General features: G+C 71.4%; 23 protein-coding genes. 9 read left to right on the forward strand and 14 right to left on the reverse strand.

The features are described 5' to 3' along the window. Positions 1-5: 5 nt before the first annotated feature. From LCH29_RS31115 to LCH29_RS31130, 4 genes are read right to left on the reverse strand one after another with little or no spacing between them, the layout of a single operon-like run. Positions 6-1349 (reverse strand): NADH-quinone oxidoreductase subunit D, encoded by a 1344-nt coding sequence (locus LCH29_RS31115; RefSeq protein WP_446465031.1) that lies wholly within the window; start codon positions 1347-1349, stop codon positions 6-8. After that, positions 1349-2086 carry an NADH-quinone oxidoreductase subunit C gene (locus LCH29_RS31120; RefSeq protein ID WP_009715962.1) on the reverse strand — a complete coding sequence of 246 codons (738 nt, stop codon included), beginning with the start codon at positions 2084-2086 and terminating at the stop codon, positions 1349-1351. The genes LCH29_RS31115 and LCH29_RS31120 overlap by 1 nt, the downstream gene beginning before the upstream one ends. Beyond that, on the reverse strand, positions 2083-2637 hold the full coding sequence (locus tag LCH29_RS31125; protein WP_009715963.1) for a NuoB/complex I 20 kDa subunit family protein: 555 nt from the start codon (positions 2635-2637) through the stop codon (positions 2083-2085). Before LCH29_RS31125 ends, LCH29_RS31120 begins: the two co-directional genes overlap by 4 nt. 32 nt (positions 2638-2669) lie before the next feature. Beyond that, complete coding sequence (locus tag LCH29_RS31130; protein ID WP_009715964.1) at positions 2670-3029, reverse strand: NADH-quinone oxidoreductase subunit A; 360 nt, start codon at positions 3027-3029, stop codon at positions 2670-2672. Between the two features lie 743 nt (positions 3030-3772). Here LCH29_RS31130 and LCH29_RS31135 point away from each other — a divergent pair. Beyond that, positions 3773-4573 (forward strand): C40 family peptidase, encoded by an 801-nt coding sequence (locus LCH29_RS31135; RefSeq protein WP_446465032.1) that lies wholly within the window; start codon positions 3773-3775, stop codon positions 4571-4573. Between the two features lie 114 nt (positions 4574-4687). On the opposite strand, the gene LCH29_RS31140 is transcribed toward LCH29_RS31135, so the two are convergent. After that, positions 4688-5107, reverse strand: coding sequence for a CBS domain-containing protein (locus LCH29_RS31140; RefSeq protein ID WP_123107985.1), 420 nt, complete (start codon positions 5105-5107; stop codon positions 4688-4690). Between the two features lie 204 nt (positions 5108-5311). On the opposite strand from LCH29_RS31140, the gene LCH29_RS31145 reads away from it, so the two are divergent. Then, positions 5312-6094, forward strand: a complete 783-nt coding sequence (locus LCH29_RS31145) for a VOC family protein (protein WP_446465033.1) — start codon at positions 5312-5314, stop codon at positions 6092-6094. A gap of 22 nt (positions 6095-6116) precedes the next feature. Here LCH29_RS31145 and LCH29_RS31150 read toward each other — a convergent pair whose 3' ends face one another. Beyond that, positions 6117-7439, reverse strand: a complete 1323-nt coding sequence (locus tag LCH29_RS31150) for a geranylgeranyl reductase family protein (protein ID WP_446465034.1) — start codon at positions 7437-7439, stop codon at positions 6117-6119. Between the two features lie 105 nt (positions 7440-7544). Here LCH29_RS31150 and LCH29_RS31155 point away from each other — a divergent pair, with 105 nt between their 5' ends. Next, positions 7545-8051, forward strand: a complete 507-nt coding sequence (locus tag LCH29_RS31155; protein WP_446465035.1) for a GNAT family N-acetyltransferase — start codon at positions 7545-7547, stop codon at positions 8049-8051. Between the two features lie 22 nt (positions 8052-8073). Here LCH29_RS31155 and LCH29_RS31160 read toward each other — a convergent pair whose 3' ends face one another. From LCH29_RS31160 to LCH29_RS31180, 5 genes are all read right to left on the reverse strand, one after another. Beyond that, positions 8074-8766, reverse strand: a complete 693-nt coding sequence (locus tag LCH29_RS31160; protein WP_446465036.1) for a demethylmenaquinone methyltransferase — start codon at positions 8764-8766, stop codon at positions 8074-8076. A 94-nt stretch (positions 8767-8860) separates the two neighbouring features. Further along, entirely contained in the window at positions 8861-9331 is a 471-nt protein-coding gene (locus tag LCH29_RS31165) for an imidazolonepropionase-like domain-containing protein (RefSeq protein ID WP_446465037.1), read from the reverse strand. Next, positions 9331-10509, reverse strand: a complete 1179-nt coding sequence (gene mqnC, locus LCH29_RS31170; protein WP_446465071.1) for a cyclic dehypoxanthinyl futalosine synthase — start codon at positions 10507-10509, stop codon at positions 9331-9333. Before mqnC ends, LCH29_RS31165 begins: the two co-directional genes overlap by 1 nt. A gap of 78 nt (positions 10510-10587) precedes the next feature. Beyond that, positions 10588-12426, reverse strand: coding sequence for a protein kinase domain-containing protein (locus LCH29_RS31175; protein ID WP_446465038.1), 1839 nt, complete (start codon positions 12424-12426; stop codon positions 10588-10590). 260 nt (positions 12427-12686) lie between these two features. Further along, on the reverse strand, positions 12687-13559 hold the full coding sequence (locus LCH29_RS31180) for a menaquinone biosynthetic enzyme MqnA/MqnD family protein (RefSeq protein ID WP_446465072.1): 873 nt from the start codon (positions 13557-13559) through the stop codon (positions 12687-12689). A 360-nt stretch (positions 13560-13919) separates the two neighbouring features. Between LCH29_RS31180 and LCH29_RS31185 the strand changes: the two genes are divergently transcribed. From LCH29_RS31185 to LCH29_RS31205, 5 genes are all read left to right on the forward strand, one after another. Further along, positions 13920-14123 carry a cold-shock protein gene (locus tag LCH29_RS31185; protein WP_009715975.1) on the forward strand — a complete coding sequence of 68 codons (204 nt, stop codon included), beginning with the start codon at positions 13920-13922 and terminating at the stop codon, positions 14121-14123. Between the two features lie 187 nt (positions 14124-14310). Then, positions 14311-15408, forward strand: coding sequence for an AraC family transcriptional regulator (locus tag LCH29_RS31190; RefSeq protein ID WP_446465039.1), 1098 nt, complete (start codon positions 14311-14313; stop codon positions 15406-15408). 145 nt (positions 15409-15553) lie between these two features. Next, positions 15554-16732 (forward strand): lipase family protein, encoded by a 1179-nt coding sequence (locus LCH29_RS31195; RefSeq protein WP_446465040.1) that lies wholly within the window; start codon positions 15554-15556, stop codon positions 16730-16732. Between the two features lie 160 nt (positions 16733-16892). Further along, entirely contained in the window at positions 16893-17393 is a 501-nt protein-coding gene (locus LCH29_RS31200) for a matrixin family metalloprotease (RefSeq protein WP_446465041.1), read from the forward strand. Next, on the forward strand, positions 17390-17989 hold the full coding sequence (locus LCH29_RS31205; protein ID WP_446465042.1) for a hypothetical protein: 600 nt from the start codon (positions 17390-17392) through the stop codon (positions 17987-17989). Before LCH29_RS31200 ends, LCH29_RS31205 begins: the two co-directional genes overlap by 4 nt. A 24-nt stretch (positions 17990-18013) precedes the next feature. Here LCH29_RS31205 and LCH29_RS31210 read toward each other — a convergent pair whose 3' ends face one another. Continuing rightward, positions 18014-18619 (reverse strand): TetR/AcrR family transcriptional regulator, encoded by a 606-nt coding sequence (locus tag LCH29_RS31210; RefSeq protein WP_446465073.1) that lies wholly within the window; start codon positions 18617-18619, stop codon positions 18014-18016. 254 nt (positions 18620-18873) lie between these two features. On the opposite strand from LCH29_RS31210, the gene LCH29_RS31215 reads away from it, so the two are divergent. Continuing rightward, positions 18874-19875, forward strand: coding sequence for an alpha/beta hydrolase (locus tag LCH29_RS31215; RefSeq protein ID WP_446465043.1), 1002 nt, complete (start codon positions 18874-18876; stop codon positions 19873-19875). Here LCH29_RS31215 and LCH29_RS31220 read toward each other — a convergent pair. Together LCH29_RS31220 and LCH29_RS31225 are read right to left on the reverse strand one after the other, a co-directional pair. After that, a complete protein-coding gene (locus tag LCH29_RS31220) occupies positions 19840-20910 on the reverse strand; it encodes an ATP-binding protein (RefSeq protein ID WP_446465044.1) in 1071 nt (356 codons plus the stop codon). The two genes, LCH29_RS31215 and LCH29_RS31220, sit on opposite strands and share 36 nt — an antisense overlap. A gap of 23 nt (positions 20911-20933) precedes the next feature. Continuing rightward, complete coding sequence (locus LCH29_RS31225; protein WP_446465045.1) at positions 20934-21374, reverse strand: hypothetical protein; 441 nt, start codon at positions 21372-21374, stop codon at positions 20934-20936. Positions 21375-21396: the final 22 nt, after the last annotated feature.

Genomic DNA, 21396 nt, shown 5'->3' on the forward strand with positions numbered 1-21396 from the left:
GTCGGTCACCGGTCGACACCTCCCATCACGGGGTCGATGGACGCGACGGCGACGATCACGTCGGCGACCTGGCCGCCCTCGCACATGGCCGCCACGGCCTGGAGATTGGTGAACGACGGATCGCGGAAGTGGACGCGGTACGGGCGGGTGCCTCCGTCGCTGGCCATGTGCACGCCCAGTTCGCCCTTGGGCGACTCGACGGCCACGTACGTCTGTCCGGGCGGGACCCGGAATCCCTCGGTCACCAGCTTGAAGTGGTGGATCAGGGCCTCCATCGAGGTGCCCATGATGTTCTTGATGTGGTCGAGGGAGTTGCCCAGTCCGTCCGCCCCGAGCGCGAGCTGCGCGGGCCAGGCGATCTTCTTGTCCGCGACCATCACCGGCCCGGGCTCCAGCCGGTCCAGGCACTGTTCGACGATCCGCAGCGACTGGCGCATCTCCTCCAGCCGGATCAGGAACCGGCCGTACGCGTCGCAGGTGTCGGCGGTCGGCACCTCGAAGTCGTACGTCTCGTAGCCGCAGTACGGCTGGGCCTTGCGCAGATCGTGCGGCAGCCCGGTGGAGCGCAGTATCGGGCCGGTCACGCCGAGCGCCATGCAGCCCGCGAGGTCGAGGTAGCCGACGTCCTGGAGGCGGGCCTTGAAGATCGGGTTCCCGGTCGCGAGCTTGTCGTACTCGACCAGGTTCTTGCGCATCGTCTTCAGGAACGCGCGGATCTGGTCGACGGCGCCGGGCGGCAGGTCCTGGGCGAGGCCGCCGGGCCGGATGTACGCGTGGTTCATCCGCAGGCCGGTGATCAGCTCGTAGAGGTCCAGGATCAGTTCGCGGTCGCGGAAGCCGTAGATCATGACGGTGGTCGCGCCCAGCTCCATGCCTCCGGTGGCGATGCACACCAGATGGGAGGAGAGCCGGTTCAGCTCCATCATCAGCACCCGGATGATGGTGGCGCGGTCCGGGATCTGGTCCTCGATGCCGAGCAGCTTCTCGACGCCCAGGCAGTACGCCGCCTCGTTGGAGAAGGGCGTCAGATAGTCCATGCGCGTCACGAACGTGGTGCCCTGCGTCCAGTTCCGGAATTCGAGGTTCTTCTCGATCCCGGTGTGCAGATAACCGATTCCGCAGCGGGCCTCGGTGACCGTCTCGCCGTCGATCTCCAGGATCAGCCGGAGCACCCCGTGGGTGGAGGGGTGCTGCGGACCCATGTTGACGATGATCCGCTCGTCGTCGGCCTTCGCCGCGGCGGCCACGACCTCGTCCCAGTCGCCGCCGGTGACGGTGTAGACGGTGCCCTCGGTGGTCTCGCGCGCGGAGGCGGCGGAGGCCGAGGGGTTCGCGTGGGTGGCAGACATCAGCTGTACGACCTCCGCTGGTCCGGAGCCGGGATCTGGGCGCCCTTGTACTCGACGGGGATGCCGCCCAGGGGGTAGTCCTTGCGCTGCGGGAAGCCCTGCCAGTCGTCCGGCATCATGATCCGCGTGAGCGCGGGGTGACCGTCGAAAACGATGCCGAAGAAGTCGTAGGTCTCCCGCTCGTGCCAGTCGTTGGTCGGATAGACGTCGACGATCGACGGGATGTGCGGATCGCTGTCCGGGGCGCTCACCTCCAGCCGGATCACCCGGTTATGGGTGATCGACCGCAGGTGGTAGACGGCGTGCAGCTCACGGCCCTTGTCGCCGGGGAAGTGAACGCCGCTGACGCCCGTGCACAGCTCGAAGCGGAGCGCCGGGTCGTCGCGCAGGGTCCGGGCGACCCGCGGCAGGTGCTCGCGGGCGATGTGGAAGGTCAGCTCGTCGCGGTCCACGACGGTCTTCTCGATCGCGTTGTCCGGGAGCAGCGACTGCTCCTCCAGCGCGCCCTCCAACTCGTCGGCGACCTCGTCGAACCAGCCCCCGTACGGGCGGTTGGCCTGGCCGGGCAGCCGTACGGGCCGCACCAGACCGCCGTAGCCGGTGGTGTCGCCGCCGTTGTTCGCGCCGAACATGCCGCGCTGGACGCGGATCGCCTCGCCCTGGTCACCGCGGCGGCCGGGGAGGTTCTCGGCGTTGAGGTCCTTCTCGGGATTGACCCCGTTACCGTTCGCTGTCACCTCAGCAGCCCCTTCATCTCGATCGTCGGGAGCGCCTTCATCGCCGCTTCCTCCGCCTCACGGGCCGCACGCTCGCGGTTCACGCCGAGCTTCTCCTCGCGGATCTTCTCGTGCAGTTTGAGAATCGCGTCCATGAGCATCTCGGGGCGCGGCGGACAGCCGGGCAGATAGATGTCGACGGGCACGATGTGGTCGACGCCCTGCACGATCGCGTAGTTGTTGAACATGCCGCCGGTGGAGGCGCACACGCCCATCGAGATGACCCACTTCGGGTTCGGCATCTGGTCGTAGACCTGGCGCAGTACCGGGGCCATCTTCTGGCTGACCCGCCCGGCGACGATCATCAGATCGGCCTGCCGGGGCGAGCCGCGGAAGACTTCCATGCCGAAGCGGGCGAGGTCGTAGCGCCCGGCACCCGTCGTCATCATCTCGATGGCGCAGCAGGCCAGGCCGAAGGTGGCCGGGAAGACGGAGGACTTACGGGCCAGCCCCGCGGCCTGTTCGACGGTGGTCAGCAGGAACCCGCTCGGAAGTTTCTCTTCGATACCCATGCGCTGTTTCCCCTATCTCCTCTTGAGCCCCTTTAGTCCCACTCCAGGCCGCCGCGCCGCCAGACGTACCCGTAGGCGACGAAGACGGTGAGCACGAAGAGGAGCATCTCCACGAGCCCGAACAGCCCCAGGGCGTCGAAGGTGACGGCCCAGGGGTAGAGGAAGACGATCTCGATGTCGAAGACGATGAAGAGCATCGCCGTCAGGTAGTACTTGATGGGGAAGCGCCCACCGCCGGCCGGATGCGGAGTCGGCTCGATGCCGCACTCGTACGCCTCGAGCTTGGCCCGGTTGTAGCGCTTGGGGCCGATGATCGCGGCCATGACCACCGAGAAGATCGCAAAACCTGCCCCGAGTGCTCCCAGTACGAGGATGGGCGCGTATGCGTTCACCGTCCTCGCTCCCTTCAGTCGACGATGACTGGCTGGCGGACCGTCCGGACGTGCCCCCGCCCCACGAAGATCGTGCTCATGTGAGGCAGTTCACAAGCCCGTTTCGCCTGCATCTTATGCCCGTCGGTCTGTGATCTGCGACACGGGGTACGCCAACGTCTTTGTGATCTCCACCACCTGACGAAGGATCATGAAGTCGGATGAGCGGTGATCTTGTACGTGAAGCATCCATTCGGTCACGAGAGGTGACATTCGAGGACGTCGTCACAGGTGAGCGCGGTGCGCCCCTACCAAGACATGGTACATACATGCAAATTTGAGGCGGACACCGTCAGCTGATATCGGCCTCCCATTCTCATGGGTGACCCGCACCCACCCCCTCCCCGACCCCTCACTCGACCCCGGCCCGAGTCGCGATCCGGCACCCCTCGATCGCCGCTTCGCGCGTCCATTCACGAGCGTCACAAATAGGACACGGGGGAGTGAGGTATCCCACGCCGGAAGTAGTTGTGGATCTCGATTTGAAGGGAACCATTGGTATGCGGGCCGCATCGGTGATAGGCCGCCCGCCGTTACCGCGCGACGCCAAATGCCATGCGTACGCACATGATCGAGGAATTCGGACATGGCATCGGCGCCCGCGATGAAGATCATTTAGCCCGGATTCTGGGCGTGCACGCGTCAAATGTGGCGCAGCCCACTTTTGTTGATCCGGGCCTTTGGGCCCTGGTACCCAGTGACCTATGTCCCCGATCGCACACATACCCAGCCACCGGAAGCCCCGCCGTGCCGCGGCTCCCACGCGTGCACTCCGCGCAGGGGTGACCGGTGGCTTCCTCACCCTCGCGGTGGCCGGCGCCGCCCTGCCCGCCTCCGCCTCCGAGCCCGCCGCCCCCGAGGCGACGCTCGAAATGCCGACCGTCAGCGAATCGCTGGCGAGCACGGCCGCCCAGACCGCTGACGCCACCGAGCAGGCGGCTTCCGGCTATGAGCTCCAGGCCCAGCAGGACCAGGCCGCCGCCCAGGCCAAGACCGCCGCCAAGAAGGCCAAGGCGGTGGCGGACAAGAAGGAGCGCGAGGCCGAGGCCCGCCGCGCCGCCGCCAAGAAGGCCGCCGAGGCCCGGGCCGAGAAGGCGTCCCGCTCCGCCGAGCGCGCCACCCTCTCCACCACCTCGGTCTCCAACGCGACCGGCAACGCCGCCGCGGTGATCAGCTTCCTCAAGGCGCAGCTGGGCAAGGCGTATGTGCTGGGATCCAGCGGGCCGTCCTCCTACGACTGCTCCGGTCTGACCCAGGCCGCGTTCAAGCAGGTCGGCGTCGACCTGCCGCGGGTCTCGCAGGACCAGTCCACCGTCGGCACCCAGGTGTCGCTGGACAACCTCCAGGCGGGCGACCTGCTCTACTGGGGCAGCTCCGGCAGCGCGTACCACGTCGGCGTCTACATCGGCGACGGCAAGTTCATCGGCGCCCAGAACCCGAGCACGGGCATCGTCGAGCGTCCGCTGGACTACGACCAGCCGACCGGGGCCGTGCGCGTCCTCTGAGTCACCTGAGCCGTCCGAGCCGTCTGAGCCGTCTCAGGCGCTGATTTGGACTGTTTTCGGCCATGGGGCCGCCGTTCCTCGCCGCTCGCAGCGGAACGGCGGCCTCACGCCTGTCTACGTGGCGTAGACCTTCTCCACGAACTCACTGATCTGCTGCTCGGAGAGGTGCCGGGCCAGGTCCGCCTCGCTGATCATGCCGACCAGCCGCTTGTTCTTGTCGATCACCGGCAGCCTGCGGATCCGGTGATCCTCCATCTCCCGCAGCACCTCCGAGACGTCGGCGTCCGAGCTGATCCAGCGCGGCGTGCCCTTGGCGAGGTCTCCCGCCGTCATCCGGGCCGGATCGCGGCCCTGGGACACACACCCGACGACGACGTCGCGGTCGGTGAGAATGCCGCACAGCCGCTCCTGGCTGTCGCTGATGGGCAGGGCACCCACGTCCAGATCGCGCATCAGCTGCGCGGCGCGTTCCAGGTTCTCCGTGGCCGGAATCCACTGCGCGCCCGGGTGCATGATGTCTGCGGCCTTCGTCATGGTGTACCTCCTGAAGGCCCACTGCCGCCTAGAACCGGCCCGTGGGCCCGATCGATCCGGCGTCGCCGCGGCGGACGCGCACGGCGCCCCCTCCCTTCCATGTCACCACCGTCGGCGGGCCCGCGCGACCGCCCGGTGCCAGACTGAGAACTGTCGTCAGAGCACCACATGAGCCCCTCGCGCACGATCGTTGAAGGAGCAGCCATGCTCACCACCGATTTCGTCCCCGGCGCACCCAACTGGCTGGATCTCGGCGCCCCCGACATCGAGGCGGCCCGGACCTTCTACGGCGGGCTGCTGGGCTGGGCCTTCGAGTCGGCCGGTCCCGAAGCGGGCGGATACGGCTTCTTCACCCACGGCCGCAAGACCGTCGCCGCCCTCGGCCCGCTCACCGACGCCGGGTCCCGGTCCGCCTGGACCCCGTACTTCCAGACCTCCGACGCCGACGCCACCGCGCTCGCCGTCGTGCAGGCGGGCGGCCAGGTGCGCGCCGCGCCGTTCGACGTCTTCGACGAGGGGCGGATGGGGCAGTTCACCGACCCGGGCGGCGCCGGGTTCGCGGTCTGGCAGCCGGGCAAGACGGCCGGTCTGGAGGCGGTGACCGTGCCCGGTTCGCTGTGCTGGACGGAGCTGCACTCCCCCGACCCCGCCGCGGCCCGCGCCTTCTACCGCACCGTCTTCGGCTGGGAGACCGAGGAGATGTCGTTCCCCGGCGGGACGTACACCGTCCTGTCCACCGCCGGCGGCGGCAAGGACGACACCTTCGGCGGCGTCGCCCAGCTCCAGGAGGGGCATTCGACGCCGCCGCAGTGGCTGCCGTACTTCGAGGTGGCGGACTGCGACCGGGTCGTCGCGAAGGGTCAGGAGCTGGGCGGGTCCGTGCTGATGCCCGCCATGACGTCGGAGGGCATCGGGCGGATGGCGTGGCTGACGGACGTGGCCGGGGCCCCGTTCGGTGTGATCACCAGCGCGAGCCCCGACGCCTGACCCGCCCGGACTCCGCCCGGCGTCAGGCGCGCGGTGCCACCTTCGTCAGGGCGTTGATGATGCGGTCCATCGCGTCGCCGCCCGTCGGGTCCGTCAGGTTGGCCAGCAGCTTCAGCGTGAAGCGCATCAGCATCGGATGCGTGAGCCCGCGCTCCGTCGCCAGCTTCATCACCTTCGGGTTGCCGATCAGCTTCACGAACGCGCGGCCCAGCGTGTAGTAGCCGCCGTACACGTCCTTGAGGACCTGCGGATAGCGCCGCAGGGCCATTTCGCGCTGGGCGGGGGTGGCGCGGGACTGGGCCTGGACGATCACGTCCGCCGCGATCTGCCCGGATTCCATCGCATAGGCGATGCCCTCGCCGTTGAACGGGTTGACCATGCCGCCCGCGTCACCGACCAGCAGCAGCCCACGGGTGTAGTGCGGCTGCCGGTTGAAGGCCATGGGAAGGGCCGCGCCGCGGATCGGGCCGGTCATGTTGTCCGGGGTGTAGCCCCACTCCTCCGGCATGGACGCGCACCACGCCTTGAGGATCTCGCGCCAGTCCAGCTCCTTGAAGGAGGCCGAGGTGTTGAGCACGCCCAGGCCGACGTTGCTGGTGCCGTCGCCCATGCCGAAGATCCAGCCGTAGCCGGGCAGCAGCCGGTCCTCCGCGCCGCGCCGGTCCCACAACTCCAGCCAGGATTCGAGGTAGTCGTCGTCGTGGCGGGGCGAGGTGAAGTACGTGCGCACGGCCACGCCCATCGGGCGGTCCTCGCGCCGGTGCAGGCCCATGGCGAGGGAGAGCCGGGTGGAGTTGCCGTCGGCGGCGACGACCAGCGGGGCGTGGAAGGTGACGGGCGTCTTCTCCTCGCCCAGCTTCGCCTCGACACCGGTGATGCGGCCGGTGCGGTCGTCGACGATGGGGGCGCCCACGTTGCAGCGCTCGTACAGCCGCGCCCCGGCCTTCTGGGCCTGCCGGGCCAGCTGGTCGTCGAAGTCGTCGCGCTTACGCACCAGACCGTAGTTGGGGTACGCCGCCAGGTCCGGCCAGTCGAGCTCAAGACGCAGGCCGCCGCCCATGATCCGCAGGCCGCGGTTGCGCAGCCAGCCCGCCTCCTCGGAGATGTCGATGCCCATCGCGACGAGCTGTTTGGTCGCGCGCGGGGTGAGACCGTCGCCGCACACCTTCTCGCGCGGGAACGCCGTCTTCTCCAGCAGCAGGACGTCGAGTCCCGACTTGGCCAGGTGGTACGCCGTAGTGGAACCGGCCGGTCCGGCGCCGACGACGATGACATCGGCGCTGCGCTCCGAGATGCCGGAGGATGCGCTTCCGGTGGCGCTCGCGGTGGGTGCGGTCTCGCTCACGCAGGGTCTCCCGTGGCCTGGGTAACAGCGTGCCGGTCGCGCCGGGCACTGGACATGTGCAGTCTATGGGGGCGTACTCCGGCACCTGCGAAGGGCGGCCCTCCCATGACCATGTCCCCGCCTGTGATACGGCTCCGCGTGCCCACCCCCGAGGACGCCGCCGCCTGGCACCGGGCCTTCGACGACCCGGAGGTGATGGAGTTCCACGGCGGCGCGTCCCAGACCCTCGCCCACTACGAGGAGTTCACCGCCCGTCAGCGCGATCACGCCGAACGGCACGGCTGCTGCTTCTACACGCTGCTCGACGCCTCGGGCGAGGTGGTGGGCTTCACCGGCGCCCAGCCGTGGCCCCACGACTGGGGACCGGTGGGCGAGATCGAGATCGGCTGGCGGCTGGGGCGCGCCCACTGGGGCAAGGGGTACGCCACGGTCGCCGCGCGGGCCGCCCTGGAGCGGGTGCGGGCGGCCGGGATCGGGCACGTGGTGGCGATGGTGCACGAGCACAACACGCGGTCGATCGCGGTGGCGCGGCGGCTGGGCATGCGGGTGGCGGAGCACCTGGTGACGCCGGTGTCGAAGTCCCCCGCCCGCTGCTTCCGCCTGGACCTGTGACCCCGTCGGCGGGGCCGCCGCGTCAGGGCCGGGTCGCCCGGTGCAGGGCCACGATGCCGCCGGTCAGATTGCGCCAGGCCGGGCGGGTCCAGCCGGCTTCGCGGAGGCGGGCCGCCAGCGCGGGCTGGTCGGGCCAGGCGCGGATGGACTCGGCGAGGTAGACGTACGCGTCCGGGCTGCTGCTGACCGCCGTCGCGATCGGCGGCAGCGCGCGCATCAGGTACTCGGTGTAGACCGTGCGGAACGGGGCCCAGGTGGGGTGGCTGAACTCGCAGACGACCAGCCGCCCGCCCGGCCTGGTCACCCGCAGCATCTCGCGCAGCGCACCCTCGGTGTTCTGCACGTTGCGCAGCCCGAAGGAGATCGTGACGGCGTCGAAGACCCCGTCCGCGAAGGGCAGCCGGGTCGCGTCGCCCGCCGTCAGCGGCAGCCGCGGATGACGGCGCTTGCCCTCGCGGAGCATGCCGAGCGAGAAGTCGCACGGCACCACGTACGCACCGGCCGCCGCGTAGGGCAGCGACGAGGTGCCCGTACCGGCGGCGAGGTCGAGCACCCGGTCCCCGGGGCGGGCGTCGACGGCGCGGGCGACCTCCTTGCGCCACAGCCGGGCCTGGCCGAGCGACAGCACGTCGTTGGTCAGGTCGTAGTTGGCCGCCACGTCGTCGAACATGGCGGCGACTTCGTGCGGCTGCTTGTCCAGGGATGCTCGGGTCACCCGCCCATTGTTCACCTCGCCCCCGCGCTCGCCCCGCGCAGGGGGCACGACGCGCCGCCCGGTGCGGAAGTCGGCGGCGGGGTCGGCGGCCGGGTCAGCGGCGGCGGTGCACCAGGCGCCCGGCGAGCACGGTGGCCAGGCAGGCCCCGTCCGCGCCGAAGACCGCCAGATCGGCGCGCCCGGCCTCGGTCAGGGCGGGCGGGCCCGGGCGGTCGTCGTGAACGGCGACCTCGTTGCGTTCCGCGGCGGCGCGCAGCCCGGGGTCGGTGACGTGCTCCGCCAGGACCGCCGTCGCGCCCAGCCGCAGCAGGGCGTGGATCCGCTCCCGGGGCGTCGGCGCGTCCGGCACCGGCCCGTCGTGGACGAGGGCGGGGCCGAGGGTGCCGGGCCACTGCCGCACCCGGGCCTGCGGATGCGCGGCCCGCAGCTCGTCCAGGGGACCGATGGCCGCGACGCGGCCGCCGTCGACCAGGACCGCGCCGTCGTGCAGGACCGCGCCGTCGTGCAGGACCGCGCCCTCGCCGAGGGTGTACCGGACGACGGGCGCCGCGTGGAGCGTGCGCATCAGGAGGCGTCGATCAGCTTCAGCTCGGGGTGCGCCTTGCCGGAGTCGATCGCCGTCGAGGACAGGTGCGAGACGACGTGGTCGTCCACCGGGTCGTTCGCCGGGTCGTCGTGCACCACCAGGTGCTCGTACGTGGTCGCGCGCTGAGCGGGCACCCGCCCGGCCGTACGGATGAGGTGGAGCAGCTCCATCCGGTTGGAGCGGTGCTTCGCACCGGCGGAGGAGACCACGTTCTCCTCCAGCATCACCGAGCCCAGGTCGTCCGCCCCGTAGTGCAGCGACAGCTGTCCGGCCTCCTTGCCGACGGTCAGCCAGGAGCCCTGGATGTGGGCCACGTTGTCGAGGAAGAGCCGGGCGATCGCGATCATCCGCAGGTACTCGAAGACGGTCGCCTGCGTCTGACCCTTCAGGTGGTTGTTCTCGGGCTGGTACGTGTACGGGATGAAGGCGCGGAAGCCGCCCGTCCGGTCCTGTACGTCACGGATCATGCGGAGGTGCTCGATCCGCTCCGCGTTGGTCTCACCGGTGCCCATGAGCATCGTGGAGGTGGACTCGACGCCGAGGTTGTGGGCGATCTCCATGATCTCCAGCCACCGCTCGCCGGACTCCTTCAGCGGGGCGATGGCCTTGCGCGGCCGCTCGGGCAGCAGCTCGGCGCCCGCGCCCGCGAACGAGTCCAGACCCGCGGCGTGGATGCGGCGGATCGCCTCCTCGACCGATACGCCGGAGATGCGCGCCATGTGCTCGACCTCGGAGGCGCCCAGCGAGTGGATCACCAGCTGGGGGAACGCCTTCTTGATGGCCGAGAAGTGCTTCTCGTAGTACTCGACGCCGTAGTCCGGGTGGTGGCCGCCCTGGAACATGATCTGGGTGCCGCCCAGTTCGACGGTCTCGGCGCAGCGCCGCAGGATGTCGTCGAGGTCGCGGGTCCAGCCCTTGGCGGTGTCCTTGGGCGCGGCGTAGAACGCGCAGAACCGGCACGCCGTCACGCACACGTTGGTGTAGTTGATGTTCCGCTCGATGATGTACGTCGCGATGTGCTCGGTACCCGCGTAGCGACGGCGGCGTACGGCGTCGGCGGCGGCCCCCAGGGCGTGCAGCGGCGCCGACCGGTAGAGGTCGAGCGCCTCCTCCGGGGTGATACGCCCCCCGGCGGCGGCGCGGTCGAGGACTGCCATCAGCGTGGCGTGTGCGGTCACCGGGGCGTCCCTTTCGGAGGTGTTCGGGCGGACCGACCCAGCGTACGCCCCCGCATCTCAGCGCAAGCGGCGCAGGGTACCGGTCGGATCGCCCGCCTGCCGGTCCTTCGCCCGGTACTTCAGGGTGCCCTCGGATCCGAGGGTGTACTGCTCGTCCGTCGAGCTGTCGCTGCACCCCGTCCTGGGCCCGTCCCCGCGGAAGCGGGCGTCGAGGTGCAGTTCCTTCTGCGTCGCGGAAACCAGCTTCCAGGTGAAGTCGCAACGCACCACGGACAGCTTCACCCGGCCCGACGCGACCTGCTGGCCGGTGGAGCCGCGCTGGAAGGTGATGGTCATGGTGCCGACGGGGATGCCGTTCTGGGAGGTCAGATCGCCCTGCCAGGTGCCGAGGAACGCCTTGGGCACATCCGATCCGCCGGACGAGTCGGACGCCCCCGGGCTGGCCGGGCGGGTCTGGGACGCGCCGCCGTCGGCCGACGTGTCGCCGCCCGGGTCCCCGGACATGTTCTGGACGAGGAACACGGCGGTCGTGGCGATCGCGAGCGCGCCCGCGACGGACAGCACCAGGGAGCAACTCAGCGCCTTGGGGCGCTTCTTGCCGCCGAGGGCGGCGGAGAGCGCGAAGCCGCGGCCGCCCTGCTGCCCGGCGGCGTCGCCGCCGCCGCTCGACGGCTGGTTGGGGGGCGGGGTCGCGGGGTCGCCCGGCCCGTGGCCCGGCTGGTTGGCGTACGACGGCTGGTTCGCGTACGTCGGGGGCGGGCCGAACGCACCCAGCACGGGGGCCGACGCGGGGGTTCCGGAGGCAGACCCGGGCACGGGCGTCCCGGACGCGGGGGTTCCGGACGCGGGGGTTCCGGAGGCAGGTCCGGGCACGGGCGTTCCGGAGGCGGGCGTTCCGGACGCAGGCGTTCCGGACGCAGGCACCGCGGGTGTTCCGGACACGGGAACTCCGGACGCGGGCGTCCCCGGCGCGGCGGGCGGCGGCGCGACCGCCTCCGCCTCCAGGTCGAGCAGTTCGACCGCCTGTCGGCTCACCCGCTCGATCAGCGCGCCCGGCAGCCAGCCGGACCGTACGAGCCCCGAGGCGCCGTCCGCGGGGGCCAGGCGGCGCGCGATCTGCTCGGGGGTGGGGCGGTCCGCCGGGTTCTTGGCCAGGCACTCGGCGACCACGTCGCGCAGCTCACCGGTCAGCTCAGACCCGAGCTGCGGCTCCTCGTGGACCACCTTGTAGAGCAGCGAGGCCGAGCTGTCGCCGGGGAAGGGCTGCTCGCCGGTGGCCGCGTACGTCAGCACGGCGCCCAGCGAGAAGACGTCGGCCGCGCCGCTCACCGGCTGGCCGAGGATCTGCTCGGGCGCCATGTAGCCGGGCGAGCCGATGGAGGCGCCGGTGGAGGTGAGGGAGACGGTGCCCTCGGTGGCCCGGGCGATACCGAAGTCGATCAGCCGTGGGCCGTCGAGGGCGAGCAGCACGTTGGACGGCTTGACGTCGCGGTGGACCAGGGCCAGTCCGTGGACGGCGCCCAGCGCCTCCGCGAGACCGGCGGCCAGGGCCCGTACCGAGGACTCGGGCAGCGGGCCCTCGTCGCTGATGGCCTGGCTGAGCGAGGGGCCCGCCACATACCCGGTCGCCACCCACGGAACGCGTGCCTCCGGGTCGGCGTCGAGGACCGGCGCGGTCCAGGACCCACCGACCCGGCGCGCGGCGTCGACCTCGCGCCGGAAGCGCGCGCGGAACTCCTCGTCGAGCGCGAAGTGCGCGTGCACCACCTTCACCGCAACGGTGCGCCCGCCCGCGCTGCGGCCCAGGTACACCACGCCCATGCCGCCGGAACCGAGCCGTCCGAGCAGCCGGTACGCCCCGATGACCTGCGGGTCCTCCGCTCCCAGCGGCTGCATGTGCCTCCCCCGTCGACTGCGCCGGACCAGCTTAGGCCCTGTCCGGCGGATCTTCGCGGGGCCGCGACGCCTGGCACCGCACCTCGCCGCGCTGTCGGAGTCGTCCGAGTACGCCCAGTACGAGGACGATCCTCCGCCTTGCGATGCTCCCCCAGCTACCGCTGGGAGGTGCCCCCTGCACCAGACGCCGCGGCCTGATCCACGAAGATCCGCCGGACAGGACCTAGGCGGGCATGACAGCCACGGCACAGCCCGGTCGGCTAACCCTTCGCGGCGGGGGCGTCCAGCAGGTCCACCCGGACGTCCGCCGGGAAGCCGGTCGTCGGGCCGGTCCGGCGGGCGAACTCGGCGATGCCCTCCAGCTGCTTCGCCCCCAGGGAGAAGTCGAGGGTGGTGAAGTAGCGCTCCAGCACCGACGCGTCCAGGTCCTCCCAGCGCGCGGCGTGCTCGGCGACCTTGCCCGCCTCCTCCAGGGACAGGTTCCGGGACTCCAGGAACGCCCGGTGCACCTCGCGCACGATCTCCGGCTCGCGCTCCAGGTACTCACGGCGGGCGGCCCAGACCGCGAAGACGAAGGGGAGCCCGGTCCACTCCTTCCACATCTGCCCCAGGTCATGGACCTGGAGGCCCAGCTTCGGGGCGTGGTGGAGGTTGGCCCGCAGCGCGGCGTCGCCGATCAGCACCCCCGCGTCGGCCTCCTGCATCATCAGGCTGAGGTCGGGCGGGCAGGTGTAGTAGTCGGGCTCGATCCCGTACCGCTCGGCGAGCAGCAGCTGGGCCAGGCGTACGGAGGTCCGCGAGGCCGAGCCGAGGGCGACGCGCTCCTTGTCCAGCCGCTCCAGCGGCACCTTCGAGACGATCACGCACGACATGACGGGCCCGTCGCAGCCCACCGCGATGTCGGACAGTGCGACCAGGTCGTCGGCGTTGCGCAGATACTCGACGAGGCTGATCGGGCCGATGTCGAGGCTGCCTTCGACCAGCTGGTCGTTGAGCGCGTCGGGCGAGGCCTTGGTCAGCTCGAAGTCGAGCAGCGAGCCGGTCCGGGCGAGACCCCAATACAGCGGCATGCAATTGAGGTACTGGATGTGGCCGACCCTCGGCCTGTCGCGGCGGCCCGGCGAGCCGGGGATGACGCTTTCGGCGGCGTCCGGTGTACTCCGCGAGGGGGAACTCGGTGAATTGTCCACAACCGGAGGCTAGCGCCGCTCTTCCCCCGAACCTGCGGCGGGGGGACCCGGATGGGCCCGATATCTCGCGGCGCCGAGGGCTCGACCTGCGATCCTGTCCCGCCCAAGAGATCCGGAAACCCTCGTATTCGTGATCTTCGACTCTTTCCCCTTGGACACAGAGCGTGCTAGGCTCGCCGCAAGTTGCAGTTTGGTTTCCCTTGCAGTACAGAGCCTGCGGAGCATGTAACCGCGGGCTTTTGTAGTTTTCAGACTTCTTGCAGGTTCTGGAGCAGGGCAACCCTTTGGCCCAAGGAGGGCTTTATGGCTACCGGAACCGTCAAGTGGTTCAACGCCGAGAAGGGCTTCGGCTTCATCGCCCAGGACGGCGGCGGCCCCGATGTCTTCGTTCACTACTCCGCGATCAACGCGTCTGGCTTCCGCTCCCTGGAGGAGAACCAGGCCGTGACCTTCGACGTCACCCAGGGCCCGAAGGGCCCGCAGGCTGAGAACGTCAGCGCGGTCTGAGTCAGCAGTACCCAAGGAGCCCTGCTCCCCCGCATCGACGGGGTGGCGGGGCTCCTGCCTTTTCCGGGCTTTTCTATTCACGGACCGTTCATTTTCTTTCGAAAGCGAAACCCCGAACTTCACGCTCCGTAAGATGGCGACGACACACCGTCGACACCGCCCGCCTGATCGGGTTAACGTTTCAATCATGGGGCGGACCAAGGGTCGGGGGCGGCGAACGGTCACGGTGCACCACGTACGGGCCGCGGTGCACGGCGCGCAGCGGCTCGGCGTCGACACCGCGCCACTGCTCCAGCGGGCCCGGATACCGCCGCTGCTGCTCGGCGACGACCGTGCGCGCTTCTCCCCCGAGCAGTTCGCCCGGCTGGTGCGCGCCCTGCACCGGGCCACGGGGGACGAGTTCCTGGGGCTCGGCTCCGCGCGCAGCCGGCCCGGCACGTTCGCCATGATGTGCTACGCCTCGCTCGGCTGCCCCGACCTCGGCACCGCCCTGGAGCGCGGCGCCCGCTTCTACCGGCTCTTCCCCGGCGGGCCGAACCTGGCGCTGGAGCACGGCGAGGGCCAGGAGGCGGTGTTCGGCCTCCGCGGGCAGTTACGCACCCGCCACGAGAGCCAGATCGTCGCCGAATGGCTGATGCTCATCTGGCACCGGCTCGCGGGCTGGCTGATCGGACGCCGGATCCCGCTGCTGTGGACCCAGTTCGCCCACCCCGCGCCCCCGCACGCCGACGAGTACGAGCAATTGTTCGACTGCACCCCGTACTTCGGAGGGGACCGCACGGCGGCCGGATTCGACCCCCACTGGCTGTCCGCGCCCGTGATCCAGGACGAGGCGTCCCTCCAGGCGCTGTTGCGCCGCGCACCCGACGGGCTGCTCGGCCGCCCCGAGTACGGCACGACCGTCGCCCAGCAGGTGCGCCACGTGCTCGCCGGGGGCTTGCGGACGGGCGGGCCGCGGACCGGCGGCGGGCCAGGCGTCCGCAGCGCCGGACGACGGCCCGCCGGTCGGCTGCCGGAGCTGCGGGAGGTCGCGGCCCGGCTCGCGGTCAGCCCGGCGACGCTGCGCCGACGGCTGGACGAGGAGGACACCTCGTTCCAGCGACTCAAGGACCAGGTGCGGCGGGACGCGGCGATCGGCAGCCTGCGCGAGACCGGCGAACCGATCGAGGAGCTGGCGGTGCGGCTGGGCTTCTCCGAAGCCACCGCGTTCCACCGGGCGTTCCGGCGCTGGACGGGGATGACACCGGGCGCGTACCGGCTGGCGTACGGCCGCACGACCGGATGACGCGCGGGTGAAACGCGCCCGGTGAGACATGCCCTGAGACATGAGGCCAGCAAATCTGAGCGCTCCGGTCAGCAACAGACAAACCACACGTCTCTACGGTCCCCCACACAGCACCGCAGCACCATCGCACCCATGGGAGAGCCGTATGCGCACCCGCACCACCGTGCTCGCCGCCCTCGCCGCCCTGGCCCTGCCCGCCGCGCTGTCCACAGCACCAGCGGCCATGGCCACGACCGACACCCCCCGGACCGCCACCACCCAGGGCAAGCCGGGTGACATCGTCACCAAGTCCCCGACCTCGTTCCGCACCGTGCCCGGCGCGCCGGTCACCACCCGCTCCTGGCACATCACCTATCGCTCGACCACCGCCCGGGGCACCGCCAACACCGTCTCCGGCACCGTCATCGTCCCCGACGACGGCAAGACCGGCCCCCGTCCGCTGGTCACCTGGGGCATGGGCGCCGTCGGCCTCGCCGACGGCTGTGCGGCCTCCGGCCGCTTCCCGCAGGGCACCAGCTCCGAGGGCCAGCTGATCGACCTCGCGCTGCGCCGCGGCTGGGCCGTCGCCGTCAGCGACTACGAGGGCCTGGGCACCCCCGGCGACCACACCTACACCGTCGGCCGGTCCGAGGGACACGCGCTGCTGGACGCGGCGCGCGCCGCGCAGCGGCTCCCCGAGGCGGGCCTCTCGCCGGACGGCCCGGTCGGGATCATGGGGTACTCGCAGGGCGGCCAGGCGGCGGGCTGGGCCGCCCAGCTGCGCGCCTCGTACGCGCCCGAGCTGCGGGTGAAGGGCACGGTCGCCGGGGGCGTCCCCGCCGATCTGCCCGCCACCCTCGAGTACAACGACGGCGGTGTGGGCGCCGGGCTCGCCCTGATGGCGCTCGCCGGGCAGGACGCCGCCTTCCCCGAACTGGCGCTCGACTCCTACCTCAACGAGAAGGGCAAGGACGACGTCGCCTTCATGCGGAACAACTGCGTCTCGATCAGCACCATCGCCGGGCTCTTCCAGAACCTGTCGGACGTGACCGTCAAGGATCCGCTGGCCTCGCCGCTCTGGCAGGTCGCGCTGCGCGCCTCCTATCTGGGCGACCACGCCCCCGACCATCCGGTCTACCTCTACCAGGGCACGGTGGACGAGCTGATCCCGTACCAGGTCGGCGCGGACCTGCGCGCCCGGTGGTGCGAGAAGGGGGCGCCGGTGGAGTGGAAGAGCTATCCGACCGACCATGTGACGACCGCGGTCACCGGGGTCCCGGCCGCCATGGCCTGGCTCGGCGCGCGGCTGGCCGACGAACCGGCCGCCGGTAACTGCGGCACCTGAGTGAGCCACGGCCTCCGGTTCCCCCGGGAGGCCCTGTGCGCATGCGGCGCCCCGCGGCCCCTCGTACGTTGAAGCTCTCGGGCCTCACACGAACGAGGGGTTTGCGGACGTGGGTCGATGTAATGGCGCCCGTTTCGCCCGGCGGTGTATACGCATCGCGGTGAGCGCGTCCCTGACCGCCGGGCTGTGCGCGGGGCTGCCCGCGTCACCGGCCGTCGCCGCCGACTGCCCGGACGATCCGAACACGGCCGGGTCGGTGGACGGTTCGGAGCTGACGTACACCCTGCACACCAAGTACACCGCGGAGTGGGCACGGGCCCGGGAGGACTGGAACGCCCTGGGCAAGGTCGACATCAAGCCGCACACCGGCACGGCCTACGCGGACGTCGACGCGACCGATGTCGACCGCGCCGACATCGGCTGGTCGGGGCTGTGGGAATCGCACGATCTGGGCTCCGACGACATCGTCCTCAACGCCCACTTCCTCGCCTCGTACCCGGCCGACGTGAAGCGCGGCGTCGTCACCCACGAGCTGGGGCACGCCCTCCGGCTGGGCCACCGCTCCTCCCCCGGCGCCGTCATGTACTGCAACGACACCCGCACCGCCTTCGCCCCGGCGTCCGCCGACATCGCCGCGTACCGGGCCGTGTGGGGCTCATGAACCCCCGCACCGGAACGATCGCGCTGGCCACGGCCCTGGTGGCGGCGGGCGGTTGCTCGCTGGCCTGGTTCGAGGTCCCCTACGGCAGTACGCACTACCACCCCAGCTACGCGGTCCGGCTGGACACGCCCGGGCTCGCCGCGGGCTGGGCCGATGACGTCTTCATCGGCAAGGTCACCGCCCGCGAGGGGGTGCGGCGCACCGACGGCGACCGGCTGCTGTGGACGACGTACCGGGTCGAGGTCCAGTCCGCCCTCAAGGGGAAGGTGTCCGGGAGCGTACGGGTCGCCCAGGAGGGCGGCGACGACCCGCTGCGGCGGCAACGGGTCGTGGTGGGCGAGGCCCCGTCGCTGCTGCCCGGGCGGACGTATCTGCTGGCCACGCGGGTGGCACCGGACGGCTGGCACACCGCCCCGTCCAACTTCCTGCCGCTGGAGCTGGCGCCGGACAAGGCGGGCTCGGACAGCGGAACGGACCCGTCCGCGGAATGGCGGGAGGGCGTCAGCCATCCGGTGTCCCAGCGGGACGTGCACCCCTCGGCGGTGTCCCGCGCGGCGGACCCGGCGGAGCTGTACGCACGGGCCCGGCTCGGCTGACCCGCCCCGCCGGACCCGTAGGACCTATCGCGCGGGCGACCAGCCCTGTCCGCACAGCAGGTTCCCGAGCCCCGCCCAGGCGAAGTTCATCAGGGTGGCCGCCGCCTCCTGGGCCGAGGGGCCGTCCGGCTCCGTGCCGTCGCCCGCCCAGTCCGCCAGCGACTCGGCCGCCCCGACCAGCGCGTGCGCGAGCCCGGACACCTCGGCGGCCGCCATCCGCCGCTCCGGTGACGGCGCGCCCTTCCGCGCCGCCGCCGCGATCAGCTGGGTCACGAACGCCACGATCTCCGTCCGCATCGCGGCCACTTCGCGCGCGTATGGGTGTCCGTGCGTGCGCGCCTGAACGTGCAGCAGCGCCCATCCGTCGGGGTGCCGGGCGGTGTGCGCGAAGAAGCCGCTCAGCCCGCTCCACAGCTGGCGATCCGGGGGCGCGCCCCGCTCGACCGCGCCCCGCACCGCCGCCACCAGCGACGCCGCCTCCCGCCGGACGCACGCCGCGAACAGCTCTTCCTTGGAGTTGAGGTACAGATAGACCAGCGGTTTGGACACCCCGGCCAGCTCGGCGATGTCGTCCATCGAGGCGTTCTGGTAGCCGCGCCGCGCGAAGGCCCGCACCGCCGCGTCCAGCATCTGCTGCTCCCGCACCACCCGCGGTACGCGCTTGCTCCTCGTCGCCCCGCCCACGCGCCCCGCCCCCTTACGACAGTGCCCCCGCACACTCTTACGCCCACCAGCCTACGGCGGACCGGGACGAAGATCACGTGGTCGGCACCTCACTCTTGTCACGGCTCGCGGCTCCCTTCACAGTGTCAACAGCGCACGTGCAACGCCCCGTTCAGCTCCACCGTTCAGCTCGCACGCACCGAGCGAAGGAGATACGGACGATGCCCTCCCGCCGCCGCGCCGCCGCCGCACTCGCCGCACTGGCCGCCGCGCCCCTGCTCCCCACCCCCGCCGAGGCCCGCTCCCGGCCCCGGCCCGCCGGCCTCGCCCGCGGCACCGCCGCCGACCGCGCGCGCATCACCGCCGCCGACCGCGTCAGCGAACGCGTCCTCGACCTGACGATCCACTCCCCCGCCCTCGCCCGCGACGGCCACGCCCGGGTCCTGCTGCCCCGCGACTACGACCGCAAGCCGCACCACCGCTGGCCGATCCTGTACCTCCTGCACGGCTGCTGCGACCCCGGGCCCGGCTGGGAGGCATGGACCCTCAACACCGACGTCGAGGGGCTGACCGCGTCCCTCCCCGCCCTGGTGGTGTCCCCGGAGGGCGGCCCCTCCGGCTTCTACTCGAACTGGTGGAACGACGGCGCCTACGGCCCGCCCGCCTGGGAGACCTTCCACCTCGGCGAGCTGCGCCCGCTGCTGGAGCGCACGCTGCGCGGCAACGGCCGCCGGGCGGTCGCGGGCTTGTCGATGGGCGGCTTCGGCGCCCTGTCGTACGCGGCCCGCCACCCCCGGCTCTTCCGCGCGGCCGCGTCGTTCAGCGGTGTCGTCCACCCCCTGCGGGACCCCAGCGGAGTCCAGGGCATCGTGAAGCGGTACGGCGCCGACCCCACCGCCCTGTGGGGCGATCCCGCGGCCCAGTCCGCGATCTGGGCGGCCCACGACCCGTACACCCAGCTCACCCGGCTCCCCCGCGGCTACCCGGTGTACGTCTCCTGCGGCGACGGCACCCCCGGCCCTCTGGACCCCGCGGGCAGCCCCGTCGACACCCTCGAACGGGGCCTGGGGCTGATGGCCGAGGACTACGTACGCCGCGCCCGGGCCCATGGGCTGGCCCTCACCGCCCGTCTCTACGGCCCCGGCACCCATACCTGGCCGTACTGGGAGCGCGAACTGGGCCGTGCGCTACCCCTTCTGACCGCCGCCCTCGCCCGGCCCTGACCCCACCCCCGCACCCACGCCCGCCTCCGCCCCGGCCCCGGGCACGTCCTCCCAGGCCACCAGGCGCGGCGACGAGGGCGGGTTCCCGACCTCCCGCCGCGCCCGCGCCGTGGCGGCCAGTTCGTCGCGGAGATCGGCGAGTTCGACCACGCGCCGCTCTCCGCGACGGGCCACGGCCGCCGCCGCGGCGGCCATGACGACATTGACGATGTCGCCACCGGCCATGCCCTCGGATTCGGCCGCCAGGATGTCGGCGGTGACCTCGGGGTGCAGCGGAAGTTCCTTCGGGAGGAGTTTCGTCCACAGATCGCGCCGCGCGGCGAGGTCGGGGAGTTCCAGCCGGATATGCGCCAGGATCCGCCGGACGAACGCCACGTCGTAGTTTTCCGGGAAGTTGGTCGTGAAGACGACGACGCCGTCGAAATGGTCCAGTTCGGTGAGCATCACCGAGCGGGACACATTGACGCTGTGGTCGGCGCTCTGGGTGACCCGGCTCAGGCGGCGGCCGAGAATGGAATCCGCCTCGTCGAAGATGAGCACGGCATCGTGCCGACGGGCCTCGGCGAAACAGCGCACGATGTTCTTCGGCGTCTCCCCGACGTACCGGGATTCGATCTGGGCGTAGCTCACCCGGAGATACGGACGGCCGAGCCGGTGGGCGATGGCCTCCGCGCACGCGGACTTACCCGTGCCGGGCGGTCCGTACAGGCTCACCACCGCACCGCCGCGGTGCGGGGAAATCGACGCCAGGTTCCATTCCTTGAACAGCACGTCGCGGTGCGCGACCACGTTCAGCGCGGTGTCGACGCGTCTGCGGACCACCTCCGCGAGAACGAGATCGCCGAAGGTCCGGGTGGGCTGCTCCACCCGGAAGTCGACCGCCTCCGCAGATCCCGCCTCCGGAGATCCCCCGTCGCGCTCGGTCGCGGTCGCCGTGGCGGTCTCGGTTGTGGTCGCGGTCGCCGATCCGGCCGTCGCGGCGCCGGATGTGGTGAACGTCCAGCGCCGCGGCACGGTGTTGCGTCCCTCGTCCATTCACTGCCCCCGTATCAGTGGTGTCAGCTCGCCACGGACCAGTGGCGGCTGACCTCGTCGATTTCCTGGCGGATGAACTCCGCGCGGACGCCGTCGGGAATGTCGTCCCAGCCGGTGACGGTCTCGGTCACCAGAGCGCTTTCGGGATTTCCGAAGACGCAGCGGACGACGGTGTGCGCGTCCGACCGCCCGGTCGCGGGCCTGATGAACACGACCTCCACCTCCCGCACTTCCGATCGGAGCCGGGCGCGCAGCTCGGCGGCTCCGGAGCCGAGAACGGCGGCCCGGATGTCATCGGGGCGCGTGTCCATGCGCGCCGCCCAGTCCTCAGCCAGGGCATCCAGCACGACCGCGGTGAGACGGCCGCCCCCCGCGCGCACGGCGGGCCGCGGCCATCGCCGCGACGCGACCAGGGCCGCCGCCACCACCACTACACCGACGCCCGTCCACCACCACAGCGACATGTGCCCGCTTCTTTCTCTGCGG

The sequence above is a fragment of the Streptomyces sp. BRA346 genome, from assembly GCF_052851135.1.